The organism is Deltaproteobacteria bacterium, from assembly GCA_016931625.1.
Classification (GTDB): Bacteria; Myxococcota; XYA12-FULL-58-9; order XYA12-FULL-58-9; family JAFGEK01; genus JAFGEK01.
Map to the genome: position 1 here is coordinate 1 of JAFGEK010000103.1, position 17,757 is coordinate 17,757.

The 17,757-nt window shown below is 39.1% G+C and carries 14 protein-coding genes; 5 read left to right on the forward strand and 9 right to left on the reverse strand.

From position 1 onward, the window contains the following. Positions 1-110: 110 nt before the first annotated feature. Positions 111-788, reverse strand: a complete 678-nt coding sequence (locus tag JW841_09330) for a hypothetical protein (protein MBN1961136.1) — start codon at positions 786-788, stop codon at positions 111-113. Between the two features lie 496 nt (positions 789-1,284). On the opposite strand from JW841_09330, the gene JW841_09335 reads away from it, so the two are divergent. Further along, positions 1,285-1,782, forward strand: a complete 498-nt coding sequence (locus JW841_09335; protein MBN1961137.1) for a DUF72 domain-containing protein — start codon at positions 1,285-1,287, stop codon at positions 1,780-1,782. Positions 1,783-1,929: 147 nt separating this feature from the next. Here the strand turns inward: JW841_09335 and JW841_09340 are convergent, their stop codons facing one another. From JW841_09340 to JW841_09350, 3 genes are all read right to left on the reverse strand, one after another. After that, positions 1,930-4,407 carry a PBP1A family penicillin-binding protein gene (locus JW841_09340; protein ID MBN1961138.1) on the reverse strand — a complete coding sequence of 826 codons (2,478 nt, stop codon included), beginning with the start codon at positions 4,405-4,407 and terminating at the stop codon, positions 1,930-1,932. 148 nt (positions 4,408-4,555) lie between these two features. Then, entirely contained in the window at positions 4,556-5,623 is a 1,068-nt protein-coding gene (locus JW841_09345) for a lytic transglycosylase domain-containing protein (protein MBN1961139.1), read from the reverse strand. 57 nt (positions 5,624-5,680) lie between these two features. Continuing rightward, the gene (locus tag JW841_09350) at positions 5,681-6,829 is read right to left on the reverse strand and encodes a hypothetical protein (GenBank protein MBN1961140.1); all 1,149 of its coding nucleotides are present in this window, start codon (positions 6,827-6,829) and stop codon (positions 5,681-5,683) included. Positions 6,830-7,197: 368 nt separating this feature from the next. On the opposite strand from JW841_09350, the gene JW841_09355 reads away from it, so the two are divergent. After that, entirely contained in the window at positions 7,198-8,232 is a 1,035-nt protein-coding gene (locus tag JW841_09355; GenBank protein MBN1961141.1) for a KpsF/GutQ family sugar-phosphate isomerase, read from the forward strand. An 88-nt stretch (positions 8,233-8,320) separates the two neighbouring features. On the opposite strand, the gene JW841_09360 is transcribed toward JW841_09355, so the two are convergent. Both JW841_09360 and JW841_09365 read right to left on the reverse strand, forming a co-directional pair. After that, a complete protein-coding gene (locus tag JW841_09360) occupies positions 8,321-9,736 on the reverse strand; it encodes a hypothetical protein (protein ID MBN1961142.1) in 1,416 nt (471 codons plus the stop codon). A gap of 193 nt (positions 9,737-9,929) precedes the next feature. After that, positions 9,930-10,514, reverse strand: a complete 585-nt coding sequence (locus tag JW841_09365; protein ID MBN1961143.1) for a hypothetical protein — start codon at positions 10,512-10,514, stop codon at positions 9,930-9,932. A gap of 162 nt (positions 10,515-10,676) precedes the next feature. On the opposite strand from JW841_09365, the gene JW841_09370 reads away from it, so the two are divergent. Beyond that, on the forward strand, positions 10,677-13,079 hold the full coding sequence (locus JW841_09370; GenBank protein ID MBN1961144.1) for a hypothetical protein: 2,403 nt from the start codon (positions 10,677-10,679) through the stop codon (positions 13,077-13,079). On the opposite strand, the gene JW841_09375 is transcribed toward JW841_09370, so the two are convergent. Next, positions 13,060-13,242: a hypothetical protein gene (locus tag JW841_09375; protein ID MBN1961145.1), complete on the reverse strand. Its 183-nt coding sequence runs from the start codon at positions 13,240-13,242 to the stop codon at positions 13,060-13,062. The genes JW841_09370 and JW841_09375 overlap by 20 nt on opposite strands. Positions 13,243-13,321: 79 nt before the next feature. Beyond that, complete coding sequence (locus tag JW841_09380; protein MBN1961146.1) at positions 13,322-13,525, reverse strand: hypothetical protein; 204 nt, start codon at positions 13,523-13,525, stop codon at positions 13,322-13,324. A 233-nt stretch (positions 13,526-13,758) separates the two neighbouring features. Here JW841_09380 and JW841_09385 point away from each other — a divergent pair, with 233 nt between their 5' ends. After that, the gene (locus JW841_09385) at positions 13,759-14,166 is read left to right on the forward strand and encodes a nucleotidyltransferase substrate binding protein (protein ID MBN1961147.1); all 408 of its coding nucleotides are present in this window, start codon (positions 13,759-13,761) and stop codon (positions 14,164-14,166) included. After that, positions 14,159-14,452, forward strand: a complete 294-nt coding sequence (locus JW841_09390) for a nucleotidyltransferase domain-containing protein (GenBank protein MBN1961148.1) — start codon at positions 14,159-14,161, stop codon at positions 14,450-14,452. The genes JW841_09385 and JW841_09390 overlap by 8 nt, the downstream gene beginning before the upstream one ends. A 77-nt stretch (positions 14,453-14,529) precedes the next feature. Here JW841_09390 and JW841_09395 read toward each other — a convergent pair whose 3' ends face one another. Beyond that, positions 14,530-17,589 (reverse strand): hypothetical protein, encoded by a 3,060-nt coding sequence (locus JW841_09395; GenBank protein ID MBN1961149.1) that lies wholly within the window; start codon positions 17,587-17,589, stop codon positions 14,530-14,532. Positions 17,590-17,757 lie beyond the last annotated feature (168 nt).

A 17,757-nucleotide genomic window follows, 5' to 3' on the forward strand; every position in this document is an offset into this window, starting at 1 on the left:
CCTTTACCTTTGCTGCGTTTGACACCTTTATGGAGGCTATGGAGGCTGGCTGGAGGCTGGAGGCTGGCTGGAGGCTTTTATGGACACCTTTATGGGGGCTATGGCTATGGCTAGCTATGGCTGGCGGGACCTTTATGGACAGACACCTTTATGGCGCCTTTATGGCTGCTGGCTGCTGGCTGCCAACCAAATAAGTCTTTAAGTTTTTTATTTACGTTATAGGAATGGCATGCATTATCCCAAAAAGTTGATGATGTATCCCTATTATTAACAAAATAGTCAGTTGTTTGGCTTATAGTATGCTTATATAAACTGCTTTCATAAAACTCGATAACTTTACCATAATTATACTCACCTAATAGTTCTTTTAATGAAGTAATTTTATAGCCACGTCCGGTTGCAAGTTGTTGAAATATGACTAAATCTTTATCTTTATTTTTACCTAGATAAGTACCCATATGAACAATTGTATCATGTTTTTTAAAACATATTATAGAAGGTATTTGAGGTGATCTAATCTTTTTAAACGATAAATTTAGAAACTTTTTGGCTTCAGAATTAGTCATAAATGCAACTTCACTACGGGCGAAAGAATCATATAAGGTATAGGCATTATAAATATTATAAACAAATGCTCTGCAGTTTGTTAGTGGTGGGTTAATATGTAAACAGTATGCCTGGTCAATTATAGAGCTAAAACCTTGTTCTTCAGCCCAAGCTTGGTCTCTTAGTTTTCTGAAAATAGCTAATGTAATATCAATTTTAGGTTTGGTATTTTTTATTCGCATAACATCAGATAATGCATAGTGGAAATTAGCTGTTTTAAAATTAGGTATATTGGCTGGTGGTGTAAGTAATATTTTTGACTTTATGGCAATATTGGTCGTGTCATTTATATTGATAGAAATATCATCAATATAGTGCTGGTTTTTGTTGCGGTGTTTTTTGCAGTTACGTTGTTTATTGCGATGAAAGTGATTATTTATTTTAACAGCGATAGTTTCGGTGAGATAATTAATTTTCTCTAATACGCTATTGTGCATAGGTATTACCCTTAGATAACTACCATAAGATCTAGTATGAGAATATCATAAACCATTAGAACATAAGATGGCTAGTTATCGGTAGTATGGTTTGTATAGTTGCGCGATATCTTTGATCGTTTAATTTTTTAAACAAAATCAGGCTAATTCAACCTGACGTTTAATCAACTTACCAGTATGCTTGACAGCGGTTGAGTATTTATTAAATACTGTACATTTGTACAGTTCAAGTAAGAATGATATGACGTTGTTAAAGTTACATCCATCTGAATCCACTAAGAGTGTATCACTGTTGGTAGGTACATATGGTTATTCGTATCCCGAGTGGGTAGATGCTGGGATTTATCCGCCTGGTACTAAGTCGGCGCGTATGTTGCCACTTTATGCGCGTGATTTTGCGGTTACTGAGCTGAATTATACTTGGTATCAAATGCCTCGCGCTGAAGCGATTGAGCGTCAGCGTGCTTTTCATGCAATTGTAAGCGATGGTGTTTGGATACAAAATGGCGCAAATGGAAAACCAAAATTTTACTCCTTGCCAGCGCCAAGCAAAGAAGAACTAACTAAAGTATCCTATGAAACCTGTGAAAATACCGTCAAGCTGTTAAAAAAAATAGGTCTCTGGCATGACGAAGATACTGGCGATGACATCGGTGAAGACCGTTTCCAGATTTACCGCAGGGCTATTGCGAGCAGCGCTGTGGGGCTGTACCTGTACTGCAATAACTTGCACCTGTGAACCTCCCGGGCCGATGTGCAAAGAGGTTTGCTCGCCGACCAGCATGAATGTCTGCGCGGCATGTCCATAGCTCTATAGTTGCTTCGGGGCCACCATGGCTTTTGCACCGTGGCTTTTTAGATGTGGCTTTAAGCACTCTATCTTTTCTTAATATTTCTCTTCAGTATCATCCTCAATAAATATACTCGGTAGAGCTTGAGTTTTTACGGTTGGCTCTGTCCCAGCAACAAATGCTTCTTCAATAGCATCACTAGCAGCAGAAGGCTGACCAGTTAGGGGATCTACTTTCACTATTACAACATCCTCTGGAGGCTGAGGAAATTCCTTAACCGGCATCCGCGATAGTGCTCGCCCCATAAAATCTATCCAAATTGGTAGTGCCGTACTACCACCAGTTACACGACCAAGGGGCGAATTATCATCAAAGCCCACCCAAACTGTAGCTACCAAATCAGCAGAAAACCCAGAGAACCAAACATTACGTGATTGTTGCGAGGTCCCGGTTTTACCCACCAGCGGTCGATCAAGCACCAGAGCTTTAGTTGCTGTACCACTTTCAACTACTGATCGCATCATTTGCGTCAATACATATGCAACTGCTAGGCTTAAAACTTCAACCGGCTCTTGCTGTGATTCTTCAAGTATGCTGCCATCAAGAGCCACAACTTTACGAATAAAAACCGGGGGAGTATAAATGCCACCAGCAGCGATGCACGCATATGCATTAGCAAGTTCAATCGGACGAACATCACCTGTACCTAAGGCTAAAGTAAGATTTTCGGGTAATTTTGATTCAATACCCATTGCTTCTGCTAAAGCGATAACTTTTTCAGGCGTAACCTTTTCAATTAATTTAACTGAGCAGGTATTCTTTGAACGCATCAAAGCGGTACGGTAAGTAATGTTACCATCATACCTTCCATCTTCGTAGTTTTCTGGTTTCCAAGCTTTGCCGGTCCAAGGGTCGCGGATTAATATCGGAGTATCTGCACAAATTGATGCCGGAGTAATAACTCCTTCGGACAATCCTGCTGCATATACAATCGGTTTAAACGATGAACCAGGTTGTCGTTTTGATTGTAGCGCCCGATTTAAACCACCAGCGTTCTCATCATAGCCACCAACAATTGCTCGTACTAAACGTGAATATGGATCAATAGCAATTAATGCGGCTTCTGCCTTTGGCACTGGTATTAAGTCAAGCTCGAGTTTTTCTTTTGGAGTATGAATATCAGGAGCAGCTATAATTTCAACAGCAACCAAATCACCTATACGAGCAACTTCAGATGGAACACGCGGTGCTGGAGTCGTGCTGGTAGGCGAAAAACGCCTTGCCCAAGTTAAGTTTTTAAAATCAATACTAGCGCGAATAGAACCCAAATCTATCCAGATTTTACGTTTAACCGCATCAACCTTATCGACTAAAGCAACAACTCTTTGTCCTTCAGTAAGCGTAACAACTTGCACTGCGGCCGCTATTTTACTTTCATCAGCTAAGGTTTTGGCGCCAATCTGTGATAAATCCCAAATAAGTTTCTTGCTATCAGCATTGTTGCCTTCATAAGCTTCATACTTATCAAGTTGTGATTTGAACTCTTCATGTAAAACTTTTTTATATATTGAATATTTATCAACCTCAATACGCAAAGCAGCACCAGGATAGCCTTGCCGACGAGTTAAATATTCTAAACCATGTCTAATTGCAAAATGGGCAGCGGCTTGCATGCGTGCGTTCATGCCGATATAAACAGTTAGTCCTTGGGTTAATACTTCTTCTTCTCCGTACTTTTCACTTAGCAGTTTTTTAACATATTCAATATAATGTGGGCCAACTCCTAAATAGCGCAGCGTTGAAGCTGGCTTTGTTATTGGTGCCCGCTGTGCTTTTTGTAGTTCTTCAGCAGTAATCCACGCGTTTTTCTGCATTTGCTCAAGTACATACGTTTGCCGCTGTTTTGCAGCCTTGGGATTTGCTCTTAAAGTGTAGCGGCTAGGATTCTTTGGTATTGCTGCTAAATAAGCTCCTTCTTCAATAGTAAGATCACGAACGGATTTCCCAAAATATGTCTTAGCTGCTTCTTCAATGCCATAAGCACCTGCACCAAAATAAATCTGATTAAGGTACAGATAAAGAATATCATCTTTACTAAGCATTTGTTCGATTTGACGTGTAAGCAGTATCTCACGCATCTTGCGAACATATGAACGCTCAGGGCCGACAACTAAAGTCTTAACTGTTTGTTGGGTAATAGTACTAGCACCTTGAAGATGTGCTCCAGGTCTTAAATTTTTTATCGCTGCCCGCAAAATTCCGAAATAATCCAAACCCTCATGTTCGTAAAATGTAGCATCTTCAGCTGCTAAAAAAGCATTAATAACATGACGTGGAATATACTCTATGGGGACTACAGTTCGTCGCTCTTTATAAAGTTCACCAACTAATTCACCATCATCAGAATATATTTTAGTAACCTGATATGGTTGATAATCGTTGATATTTTCTAAACTAGGTAAGTTAGATTTTAGATAAATAAAAATGCCAAAAATAGATAAAATGCCAAAAACTATAGAAAACAAAACTGCATAAATGCCAAGTTTAATTCGACGGCGGGTATTATCTTTCACGACCACCTCAGAGGTTAAAGAAATCTCTGACGATTTTCTACATAGCTAAAGGCTAATGCCACAATGACGATTGCCTTAAAACTGCTATAAACTTTTTAGGGGCTGCATACTACATATTACATATATTTCGCTATGATTTAATGATGTGCTAGCCATCTTGGGCTAAAAAGCGAGGTTCACTAAAAACTGGCTGGCTATTATTGATATATGCAGTATTGATTTCGAGGCTAGGGTAATTATTAATTGCCTGTAATACCGCGAGAAATTCAGCATAAAAATTCTTTGCGGCAAAACCCCATGCATCATTTTTATATGCCTCAATGAGGGTCATAAGATCTCTTGATCCAATTCTTTTTATCGCTCTTTTTAAACCATATGGTCCATAATTATAAGCAGTAATTGCTAAGGGCCATGAACCAAGCATACGATAATTATCTTTAAGCATACGTGCAGCCGCTCGCGTAGCTTTAAACACATCGTAACGCTCATCTTTATTCTTATTTACCACAAGACCCAAATCACGTGCAGTTGCAGGCATCAACTGCCATAAACCTGCCGCACCAGCATGAGAGCATGCCTTGGGATTATACATAGATTCAACAAACGGCAGAGCCACAACTTCGACAGGAACACCTTCTTCATGTAATATATTCACAATCTCGTGGTGCCACTTAATTGCATACGCGTAACCTTCTTTAAAACGGTCAGCTACTCCTTTTTGCGTACGTAGCTTCAGAAAAGCGCCGTGTAAATTTTCGCTATTATTGCCAGCAAGAGTTAATATAACTCTATCTTCAATATCAATTGGTTTTTGATTAGAAGCTAGGCGTTTAAGTCTGGTACGCAATTTTTGTAATGTATTTTCAATTAAATCTTGGCTATCATTAAAAAGCACTGTACCACTTTCATCTTTAGGTAATTCAAGCACATGCCATATAACTGCGAGGTTACGGCGGTCGTGAATTATCACTCTATCACTTTTATGTTCGGTAAATAGCTTGTACCAAAATAAAACTGCCGGCTGCAGTGCATCGGGTACTGGAAATACTGTATTGTTATTTATAAATAGCGCTGGCGTAGTTAAAGCAGGTGCATGCGCAATAATTGGTGGCGTCGGTGAAGCTAATTTTGTTGGCGATGCTATAGCTACACTAATACAGCTGATACAAATAAATACCGTCACCCCTGCCTGCCGCTGCAGTAATTGTTTAATCACCTTTTTTAGCATGCAGTCTTTAGACTTAATGCCGTGAATAAAAATTCTACTCGCGGCTTATGAATACATATTCGTACGATGTAAGTCTAATAGATGTAGTTTGTCAGGAGCAATGCGCCATCGCAAGTTTTTACGTATACCATGTGCATCACCAGAGAGCTGCAGTGGAAATGGTTGTTCAAGCTCTATCGAAACGTCAGATACAATAAAGTCTAATAATTTATTAGAATTGCGATAATTACCTTTCCATATTGAATTTAAATTTGACAAAACCTGCATGGGCCCGATCTGGGCGACACGCAGATTCATCATATCTGATTTCAGCTCTGAAAATGGATATACTTTAAAACCATAGCCGTAAAATGGTGTCGTACCAGCACCAATCATTGCAGCAGAGCCTTCAAATAATATCGTACCTGGGGCAATAGGCTCGAGAGCGTCATTATTATCAGGATCTACATAAAAAGCTTCACCTAAAGTCACTATTTTTGCGGTTAGATTGCTAGCCTGATGCCATAAAACATTAGGTATGGTACGTCCTAATACAGCGGCAAAATAGCCCCATACCGATTCCATTAATGGTCGTGTAAGTGGATTGCTTATACGTCGGCACATCCAATTATAATCATTTAAAACTAACGAATCGTAGCCAAGACCAGTAAAAAAACAACGTTCACCTTCAACATCTATCATGGATACACTACGACGAGAACGAGACTGCTGAGTGGTAATAAATTCAAGATCTTGTATAGGATCGCTAGCGCCCACTAGCGAACCAAGGGCGTTACCAGTACCTAATCGTAAAAAACCAAAATCTGGATTGGTAATTAGGGTCTGCCACTGTCCTAAGCGTTGATAGCGATCGGCGCGCCACGCATTTGCTTGTGCAATATAATGATGAATTAGATTTACTGAACGAGCTAAAGTGCCATCACCACCACCACAGACTACTGTGCCATAGCCACGTCTTACGATTTCTCGCGCATACGCTTCAGCATCTTCAAGAGTACGTGAATAAAATAAATTATCACCACCAACAATTTCTTTGATACGACGAGCAAGTTTATCGTTAACCCGACGAGCATTGCGGTTAAGAATTACCGCCACCCTTGAAGTATCAGGCTTGGTAATTGGTAAAGGTTTTACAGACAGGTTAGGGGTATTAAGCTCACGATTTGGCTTTGCCGAAATCAATGTCGCTTGCATTTATTATCTCCACTAATCTTGAAAAAAATATCGTCTAAGATCTGTATGCTGACAAAAAACAGTGTTTTAAAATCTGTGCATCGATATCTATAGCAGTTTTCATACCATGTATTGCTATGCGTCATATATAATAACTTTTTCTAATAATTTAAGTAAGTTAGCTCATAAAAAATAGTCTTTAAGCAAACCCCAATAAAACAATTGCTGCGTATCTATATTCGCGCCTAGCTATTTAACTGCGAAATTTTTTTCTCACTAGTATGACTAAAGTGTCCGACTTCTTTTAACAGATTTAATATTTAATTGCCAAACTTATCTGACGCTCTGGCGTAAAAGTACAACGACTTGCTAAAAGACATAAACTGTGGATGCTAACAAAAAAATACCAACTTAACGATTCTCAACAAAAAACCATGGATCAGAACTTAGATATGGATGAGTCGGCATTTAAAGACGCTATAGCTGTTATTAAGGCAGAAAGCCGTGCTCTAAATCAGCTACAAAAGCATATTGATGCACGATTTACCGCTGCAGTTAATTGTATATTAGCTTGTCATGGTCGGGTGGTAGTTACCGGTCTTGGTAAAAGTGGTCTTGTCGGGCAAAAAATATCAGCAACACTAGCATCCACCGGTACACCTTCACTTTTTTTGCATGCTACTGAGGCTTTGCATGGTGATTTAGGGCGAATTACTAGTGAAGATGTTGTTTTAGCGTTATCAAATAGCGGTAATTCCGACGAAATCATGCGTTTAATCAAGCCATTAAAATCTTTAGGTGTTCCATTATTAGCTATGACCAGCAGTACAAAATCAGCACTAGCATGTCATGCTGATATTCTCTTGTGCATAGGTGATATTGCTGAAGCCTGCCCTATGGGATTAGTACCAACAGCAAGTACTACCGTAATGATGGTGTTAGGTGATGCTTTAGCGATAGCTTTATTCAATAAACGTGGTTTTGGTCGTGAAGAATATGCGCGTTTTCATCCAGGTGGTGAGTTGGGGCGCAAACTTTTGCAGGTTAGCGAAGTTATGCGTAAAAATGAAGAAAACCCTGTTGTTGCTGCAACTGCACCTTTATATGAAGCTATTCGTTGCATGAGCGACACTCCTGGCCATCCGGGATCAGTTTCAATAACTGATGAACAAGGCAACTTGATTGGTTTTTTTACCGACGGCGATTTGCGACGTTTGATTTTAACTAGTGAATTTAACCACGATAGTAACATAGCAGCAGTTATGCATCATAACCCCAAGCGTATTCGCATTGATGCCTTAGTCGATGAAGCAGCTCATCTTTTACGCGAATACCATATCGATCAACTTCCAGTGGTTGACGCAAATGATAAGCCCGTAGGACTAATAGATATTCAAGATCTTTTAAGCACGCGTCAGCTTTAGAGCAAGCCACCATCTGACTGTCGTGGTGAGCTTGTAAAAATTATAGGCTCACCACCGAAAGATCATGAATTAAATTCTTAGCTTTTAGCTATAGCTGTATACCCACTGTAAGCAAGGCACCGGTATAAGCATCTTGAAAAGCAGCGTTTAAATATTGTGAAGTATAATCCAATGTACTTTGATCTTTATACCTTGCAAAATAATGATCGTAACGCCCCAATAATCCAACTTCAATCATATCAAAGATTAAACGTAATCCACCTTCGGCGTGCCATGCATAAGCACTTTTAGACGAAGAACCGAGATTCTTGATACGACCTTCAAGAGTTACTTTGGGTTCGTAGCGTCCAGAAACTACGATTTGCAATGATTCAACAATAGGTAAGGTGAAAGTACCGCCAGCATAGATCCCTGAATAGCGCACCCCAGGAAAACTTCCTTTAGCAAGTGGGAATCGGAAAATTCCGTAACCAGCACGTAGCTTAAAATCTGCGGCTGTTTTAGAGTTCCATAAAACTAAACGATATACCAAACCTCCATTAGCACCTACTATTGTACTCTTAACTTCGGTTTTAGGGTTACTGGCTATTTGAGTGACTGTCTTTGTGTAGATTCCTTCACCATCAATACCTAAGCCTTCGTACCAAGAACCATTGCCGCCAAAAGCAAGAGGAAAAAATTCTAATTGAGCTAAAGCCATTGGTGAAGGTTTTAATAGGCTGCCGCTTGGCTCGTAAGTAAGCGCTTCGGTTGGAGTTTTATCTCTAATTCTGCCATGGCGGAATGAGCCAATAGCGCCAAGTCGAAAATGCAAAGCGGGTCGCCATTTAGCCCGAATCGATTTCTTTGGAGGAGGTGGTGGCTCGAAAACTGGTTTTGGCTCAGGCAACGGTGCAATAGCAATTGGTTCTGGCTCTGGTGGCGGTGGTTCTTCTACGACAGGCGGTGGCTCAGCGGCAGGAGGTGGTGGTGGAGGTTCAGGTTCAGCCACAGGTTCTGGCGGTGGTGGAGGAGGAACCATATTCATTAAAACATCTTGTGCGATCTGCGAAGCTACATTAGCTGTTAACTTTCTACCTTTTAGTACATAGTTCTGGGTGAAAACATTCTCTCCTGTATCTAAAGCAACTACTGTAACCATAGCAGAGTATACTTTTTTGCGGCGTTTACCCACGCGCACTCTTTCTGCTTTGCCTTCGATAATAATTGCATGGGTCAAGTTAAGTTCACGTCCAATAGTGCGCACACTTTCAATGCTAGCTATTTTACGACCCCTTATTCTAAGTTTTTTAGCTGTCTTACGATACAAGCGATAAGAAACAACAGCGGCTTGCTCTTTGATTGCTGGCTCAAGTAATTTCATTTGCCGATCTAATCTCGGCCCACCTCTGCCTTTTGTCGGTATTAAAGTAACTACCGGGCTAGGTGCACTTTGTGCAGCAGCGACAACTGGCAGGCTTAAAACAACCATAACCAAGCAGATACGCGTTACAAAGGCCTTCATGATAAGCTCCGCTTACTTAAATATAGAATAGAATACTTATGAGTCTAATCGGCTCTGAGGCTAAGCGCAAAACAAAGGCCAATTTTTATTTTTTTATATATATCAGTTATTTTTACCAGAAATGGATAATTTATCTATTATAGCTTAATTTTATTAGGTTTTTTTAAAATATAAGAAAAACATCAATACTATGTTAGTAATCAAAATTTAATTCTTCGTCCTCGCTAAAATCGTCATCAGTAAAATCATCTTCACCATAATATGCTTCATAAGTCTGGGGGCGTAGTTCGTAACCAATCATCTTTTCGTTATCCAATTCAGAAACAAAGGAGAGTGGTTCAAAACCATTCTCAATAAGAAATTGATGCATTTGCTTGGCTATTTTGCGGTCAAGATAAATTCCTAACGGAAAATCTCGATGAAAATCTGTATATTGAACCCATGTTTCATTAAAATAATGATGAATTACTGGAGATAATGCTTCACTGGCAATGGACACCTCAAATTTGTCAAAAAATAAGATAAATAAAAACGGTACCCCGGCTTGGGCGCGATAGCCAACATAACCGGCTACTTTACGGGTGAATTCTGGTACCATTTCCCACATACAAATTTCTTTTGTTTTTAAGATGCGGTAACTAAAACGATCTAATGGTGGCGGACTTGGCCATTGTATTGCATTCCAAAAATCAGGTTGTTGAAATTTTTCATGCGCTTTTTCAATATTATCTTTAGTTATTGGTCGTAAAGTAACGAGCGCACCTTTAATCTCGGACATTTTTATTCCTCAATCGTGCCAATTTTAATTTCAAGCTTTGCAAATTAGCAAAGCCCCCCTAGCTTGCCAATAAAAATGCGTGATACGTCAATACCACATTTTAACTTGGCACATAAACTTAAACAAATAGCAAAAAGTTTTTAGAGAGTTGAGTAATTTAATATGTTTTTAGCTGTTGTCTGTTTGCTTTTAAGCATTGAGCCACCTTTTATTGATCCAATTAATGGTGAGATATTAGAACGCTCGACCCTTTTAACTTTGCCTTCTGGTCATCATCTTGGCTGGCAAGCTGATCATCAATTTCCGAGTATTATTAATGTTCAGCCTGGCGATGGTGGCTTATCGCGTTTTGATCGTTTAACTATAAGCGCACATGGTCGCTCAGTAACGCAATTACGTTTAGTGCTTAATAGTCTTGATATTACTGATCCTGCACGTGCAGGTACTGCGTTAATTGAAATTCCCGAAGGTATTTGGGACACTCTCACCCATCGCTCTTTGTGGACTTCACAACCAGGTTTTGCCTGGCAAATCACCACTACTCAAGAAAACCGCCAACGCTATAGTGCCAATGTAATAGTTGGTAGAGAGCTTGGCGGGTCAACTTGGATACCAAAAAATTTTATGGATCGTGAACCGGCAACTGATTCAGGAGCGCCATCAGCAAGACGCGGTCTTGATGATGTTAGAGCTGCACAAATTTATGCCGCCACCCAAAAAACTTTTATAGCTGTTGATTATGCGCGTGATACTCGCGTTTACCCACAAACATATATTGATGAAAACGATAGCAAATTGCTAGCTATCGGCGAGCGTACCACCGTTATCGGTGCACATACTTTAAATATTTATCTTATACCCATTACTATTTTAGCTGCTTGGCAGTTATATAAAAATGACGGAGAAGGCAGCCAATATCGTTGGCCCCAAGCACTAACCGCAAACCAAGATGATAATGCGTTAATTTTACAATTAACTAGCAGCACTGACTTTTCAGATTGGCAAATCACTGGTGGCTACAGCTTTGGTTATCGCAAAGGTGACTTTACCAGAACTTCGCAGCATCCGACCATTTCTGATCTTGAAGGTGAATGGTTATGGATGGCACGACCTCAACCTGATGAATCATTATCGCGCTGGCGCAATGATTTTACGATTAAAGCTGAACATCATAAAGACGCTGATAGTTTTTTATTACGTGCTAATGCCAGCTATGCCACCTTAAATTCTTTAGCTAAACAGCCTTCTCAACTTACCGCCTTCACTTACAATCGCGCCAGCAATGGTGATCGGTCGGCTTATATTGATATTTATGATCCTGCAAATAATGCTAAAGAATGGTTTGCCCAAACTCGTGCTGAACTCACTTATATTCATAAAGCCTCAAATTACCAGTTTGAAGGATTATTGGGATTAGACTACTCAGCTGTTGGCACTGGGTCATCAATGCTTTTAGGAACTATCGCCCCAGCAGTTGGCGTCTTGATGCGTTTTGCGGTTGGTGATGGCGAGTTATTTGCTTTAGTAAGACGAGAACCTGACTATTTAACTGAACAAGTAAGTGCGTTTCTTGATCCTTCGCGTCCTAGTGGTCGTCGATATCGCTGGATAGATAATGGCGATGGTATACCGACCGCAAATGAAACTGGCGCTTTAGCTTATCGCTTTGGTGGTGCTTATAATCGCAAGGCTAATAATTTATCACGACCAAGTAGTAATCAATTTGCATGCGGTTGGATTACTCCGATTGCACAATTTTTACGGCTTACTTTAACCGGCGCGGCTCGACTTCATACTAATCGTTATACGGTAAAATATGATGATAAAACTCTTGCTCAATTTACTGCCGCTACCTTATCGCCTCAAGGTGAGGGACCTTATTATCCTGGTATTGGTATGCCCATTATTAAAAATGTTTATACGCGCAGCGGAGCAACCGGTAATGAAAATTATATATTAACCAATGATCAACGACCTGATTTTTGGTTAGGGACTGAAATAGAACTCGCCACGCAAAACACCAATCAATGGTTTTTCGCCCTTTCAGCGACCGGCTATTGGAACGCTGGTGCTGCTCCATTTGGTTCTTTCTCTGATCGTAATGACCCTGGCATTATTAGTTATGTCAGTGCCGATCCCAATGCCCAAATCAATGATTATGGCCGTTATGATCAAGACCGTTCATTTTCAATAAAGTTTTTAGGGGGCTACCATATTTTAGAAAATTTATTGCTATCTACAGCGTTGCGATATCGTGATGGTGAACCCTTTACTGCAATTGAAGTACTTGAAGGTTTACCCCAAGGACCGGTTGCTGTAATGACCAGGCGACGCGGTCGTATTCGCCATACTTTTCATATGTCTCTTGATCTGCATGCCGCCTATACCCATACACTATTTTCAATAGATGGATTAACAATGACTTTAGCTGCGGATGTAATGAATGTACTTGGTTCGGGCACTGAACAATTAGAAGAACCTCGTGTTGGCGAACATTTGCGAGATCCTCTTGAAATGGTGCCTGGTCGCACCGGCTATCTTAGCGTTACCGTTGGTTGGAAATAGGATACTCAATTGATACAAGTTCAGTCACACCACTATCAGGAATATTTTTAATTTTAACCACATTCCGATGCTTATCATTGGTAATATAATAAAATGCTTCCCAAAACAACCCACGCCAACCAATCACACTGATCTTTACTTTTAAACATTGAAATGCACCCACTGGGGCCTACACGATCAATTAAATTTTTTTTAAGCAAGAAATGACAAGTGGGAGAATTATGCAGGTCAGATGCACAAAGTTAGATGTAAGTTGCATGCCGCTTAAAATATAAAACATCACCTAAAGCTAAAATTACATAGCCATTTCTTTTTTTTGCAACAACCATATCTTGGGTAAATGAAGAATTGGTTTTATTGATCGATAAAAACAACTCAACAATATCTTCTAATTTATCGGCATCGTATAAAATTACTACGCCTTTATCGGGTATGGGAACAATCACCGTCTGTCAGGTGAGTTATTAACGCGCCCTTTGACTAATTCGGTGCGTTTTAAAAAGTTTTTGCCCAAATGCGGAAGTTTTACCATCCCATAATGAGACAAACAAAGTATACAAAAAAATGGTTATACCAATTAAATTTTTAATATTACGTTATTGTGTGTTGAATTTTGCTATATTAGTATAATTAATCATTTAATTGACACTACGACTCTATAATGGCTACTTAATGGGTAATGAAAAAGCCATTAATTTTAACCCCGCTTGAGCGAGCGCTTACTAGTCTTAATAGGGCTTTAGAACGAGCACAAAAAGCACTAGATGACGAAGAATTGCGTGATGCTTGTATTCAACGTTTTGAGTATACCTTTGAGCTTTGTTGGAAACTTTTAAAACGTCAGCTAGTCAGAGAAATAGAGAATGAAGATGAAGTAGCTGCATACAGCAGACGTACTCTTTTTCGCGTGGGTGGTGAACGCGGTTTGCTTAGTGATGTGTCTGCATGGTTTATATATTTAGATAAACGCAATATTACCTCGCATACATATGATCAAAAAAAAGCAGATGAAGTGCGTGCTATTATTGATCAGTTTGCTATTGATGCTGGTAATTTATTAGAAAAACTCAAGGCACGTAATGCTTGATTTAAACAAAAACGAACTTGTTATAATACGTGAAATTCTCAAACGTTATATACATGATAGTCATGTATTAGCTTTTGGGTCGCGATGCACGGGGCAAGCTCGTAAATACTCTGATCTTGATTTGGCTATTTATAACAATATATCAATTAATGATTTAGCTTGGGCCAATATGCGCGCTGATTTTGACGAATCAGATCTATCTTTTCGTGTAGATATAATTAATTGGAATGATCTTGATGAAGAATTTAGGCAGACAATAAAAAGTACAGGCATTTTAATTTTATAAATAGTCAGTAAATACTGAGTAAATACTGAGTAAATACTGGGGACACTGTTCTTTATGTTTTGTTAATAATAGCTAAATTAATTGCTACGTAAATTTTTTAAATCAGCTTTAATTTGTTTAGCAATATTGCTAAAGGTATATTTACAAGAATTTGCCATTTTACATAGTCTAGGCGCAATGCTGCGGTCAATTTTAGCTGCTTTTTTATTGGCAGCATCAAGCGCATCAATTTGGACCTCTATAGCTGGTCCGAATTTTTTTGCATCACTTGCATTAAACGTGTTAACGCGAGTTTGCAATTTTTTAATTTTGTTAAGATTTATTTCTATGTTTTTAACTTGCTTTTCATATCTTTGTTTTAGGGCAAAATTTGGGTCGAGTTGCTTAAGGCGTTCTTTCAAATTATTATCTTGCACATTTAATTTCGAGAGTTGTTGACAAATTTGTCTGCAGATGTTGCATAACTTTGTATAGACAGGTGACTCTTTGATCGATTTACTTTCGCTTTCACCAAGCGCTTGCATTTGTGCTTTATATACCTTGATCAACGCTTCGAGGGCGTCTCGAACTCTAATTATATCATTGCGGGCATTTTTTAATTTTAATCTCTGTGTCTCTAGCTCTTGCTGGCCCTGAGAATTATCAACGTTGTTTTCTATTGTCTTTTTAGTTTTGCCAAAAGTAGTTTGTACTTCGTCCACAATAGTTTCAGTGTAAGCATTTAAATTCTCAAGGGTGGGTGGATCTGCAAAACCGTTAATCATATTGCGATGTTGCACATCATCAGTAATAATTATTTTAAATTTTCCCACACAGTCATCTGCTAGCGCGCTGGTAACACTTGTTGATTCAACAGAGGCAATTTTATTAATTTCTGTCTTTGCTTGCCTAAGTTTCTCAGCAATACCTTCATTGCCTGTTTGCTTAAAGTCAAGCATATTTTCTGTGATTATTTTTTTAGCATCTGCTAAACATTGTTGCGCTATTTGCTTTGCTTCTGCCACGCTAATTTTATCTATAGCAAAATCGCCTTCTTGTTTTGCCGCTGCTATTGCATTATCTAAGGCAAGCTCAACTTTACCTGCAGCAGTGGCAGGTGCTTCAGGAAATAACTTATGATTCTCTTTGGCAGCATTGAAGCCTTCTTTCATTTGACGAACGACAGTTTCGTCATAATAATTACGTAAATCGTAACCATCAATCAGGTTTTGCGCTTCGTTGTACAATCTTCTGGCTTCTTGCGCATAGTATTGTTCCGCATTTAGTATAGTAGCATCCAAAAATTTATGATATGTTGCCTGAAACTTCACCAGTATTTCTTGGACAGCTTTCATTGCTTGAGGTTGAGTTAATTTTTTACCGGCAGAAGGCGCTTTAACTCTGTTTTCAAGTCTACTAAATATAGTTGTTAAATTATCATGCAATTTAAAGCCAGCAGTGATGATATCATCAATAGCCTTAATAGCGTGGCCTGCAGGAGAGTTGTCAGCAATATTATAGGCCTTTTCTTTTAATGCTTCGATTCTTTGATTTAGGCTCAAACTGCGATCGCGAATATCTCTAGCTTGATCAGTAAGAGGCGTTCTTTTCTTAGCTAATTCTCCACTTGATTGCTTACCATATAAGTTATAAAATTTTGCTATATCTTTTTGCAGTTGCGCAGCTTCATTTTTAAGCCGTGCCAAATCCATTAAAACGTGTGCTCTAGCGATAACGCCTGTCAGACATTTTCTGATAGGTTTTAGATTATTTTTTGCATCGCTATCAAGTCTGTTAGCCGCCACTTCATGTTCGGCATATCCATTTTCACATTTAGAAATATCCTCTTCAAGTGCCTTTATTGTCTTTGTTTCAACTTCGCCTATATTCGTTTCATCGACAGGTTTTAGGTTTTTTTCAAAAGTATCACTATTCTGTTTGATTACTTTCACATAACTTTCAGCTAATTCAATTTCTTTGGCGCACGTATGTCGCGTCGTCGCTTCAGTGTCGAACGTTAAATCATTTTCGACTTTAGGTTCTGTACTAGGTTCATTTTCAGCATTTCCCTTTGCCTTCTTGCCTTTCTCAAAAAATTTGCGTAAAAACCTGGCGCCTTCTTTTATTTGCTCACTATTAATTCGTTTTACTTCTTCTGAAATTTTTTTCCATGACATGCCCTTTTTATGCGAGACAATGGCAATACCAATTAAGGCGTATGCAATAGGTTTTTCATAATCGCGCTCTTCTGGTGGTTTAGCTAATTCAGCGACTAATGCTGGCCCACCAAAAATAATTGCGGCTAATCCGTAACGCACCGGGCGCGGCAAGAAAGAGATTATATGTAAAAGAGCAAATAAATTTGTGCCGCAGGCAAAACCTTTCATGGTTTCAATAGCTATTTCAGAATCGCCAGCATCTGCTTGTATGGCTTCGGCAGCGCTTTGAATAGACATAAGTATTGGCAGCGACAAAGTGCGTACCCAATTTATAAACACTCTCATGGCAAGACTGCCGGTGCTGATATATTTTACTTTGGTGCCAATATTTAAAGCAGTTGCGCCTGTTAATAGCATTAATATCTGCGGAATAAATTCACCAACGCCGGCGCAAAAATGATATGCTAACTTTTCTGGGATGTCACCTTTGCGGTTAAAACTATATTTAGAATAATATTCTTTATATGATAGGTCAGCATATTTTTCATAACGAAAACAGCTCTCAAAAAGGTTTAATATATGCCAATCAATATAGTTATAAAATAATTTAGTGTTTTTTAAATAGTAGCAGATAGATTCACCGCAGCCTGCAATCTCGCCGGTAGCTGAAAACATATGTTTTGCGCCGGTAGCAAGCACTTTAACTGATATGTTTTTTGCCTTTTGTAGACGCTTTATATTACCCGAATTAGGCGTGGCTATTTGTAGTGATGCAGATGTAGTGATAGCGCTAATCCTGTTAAATGCTGCCGTAGAAGACTTTTCTTGTTGATCTATTTCTAGTGATGCTGAGCTACCTTGCTCATCTGTTGTGTTAGTTGCTGCTATTGTGGTTTTGGGCATATGCCAAAAGGAGCCCACACCATAATATAAAGACCATCCAGTACTTGCACTGGCCGTATTATTATCTAAAGTTATTGGTTTATCATTTTTACTCATTATAATTCACTTAAATTAGCAATAATTGGTATTCTGCATTTTTGTTTATACCACCATGATGATAATGCTAAGTTTATCGGTCGGGTGCGCGTTCAAAAATTGCTCAGGCCGATTAACCGTTTATAGTTAGTTGAAATATCAAGATAATTTACAAAAAGTACACGTACG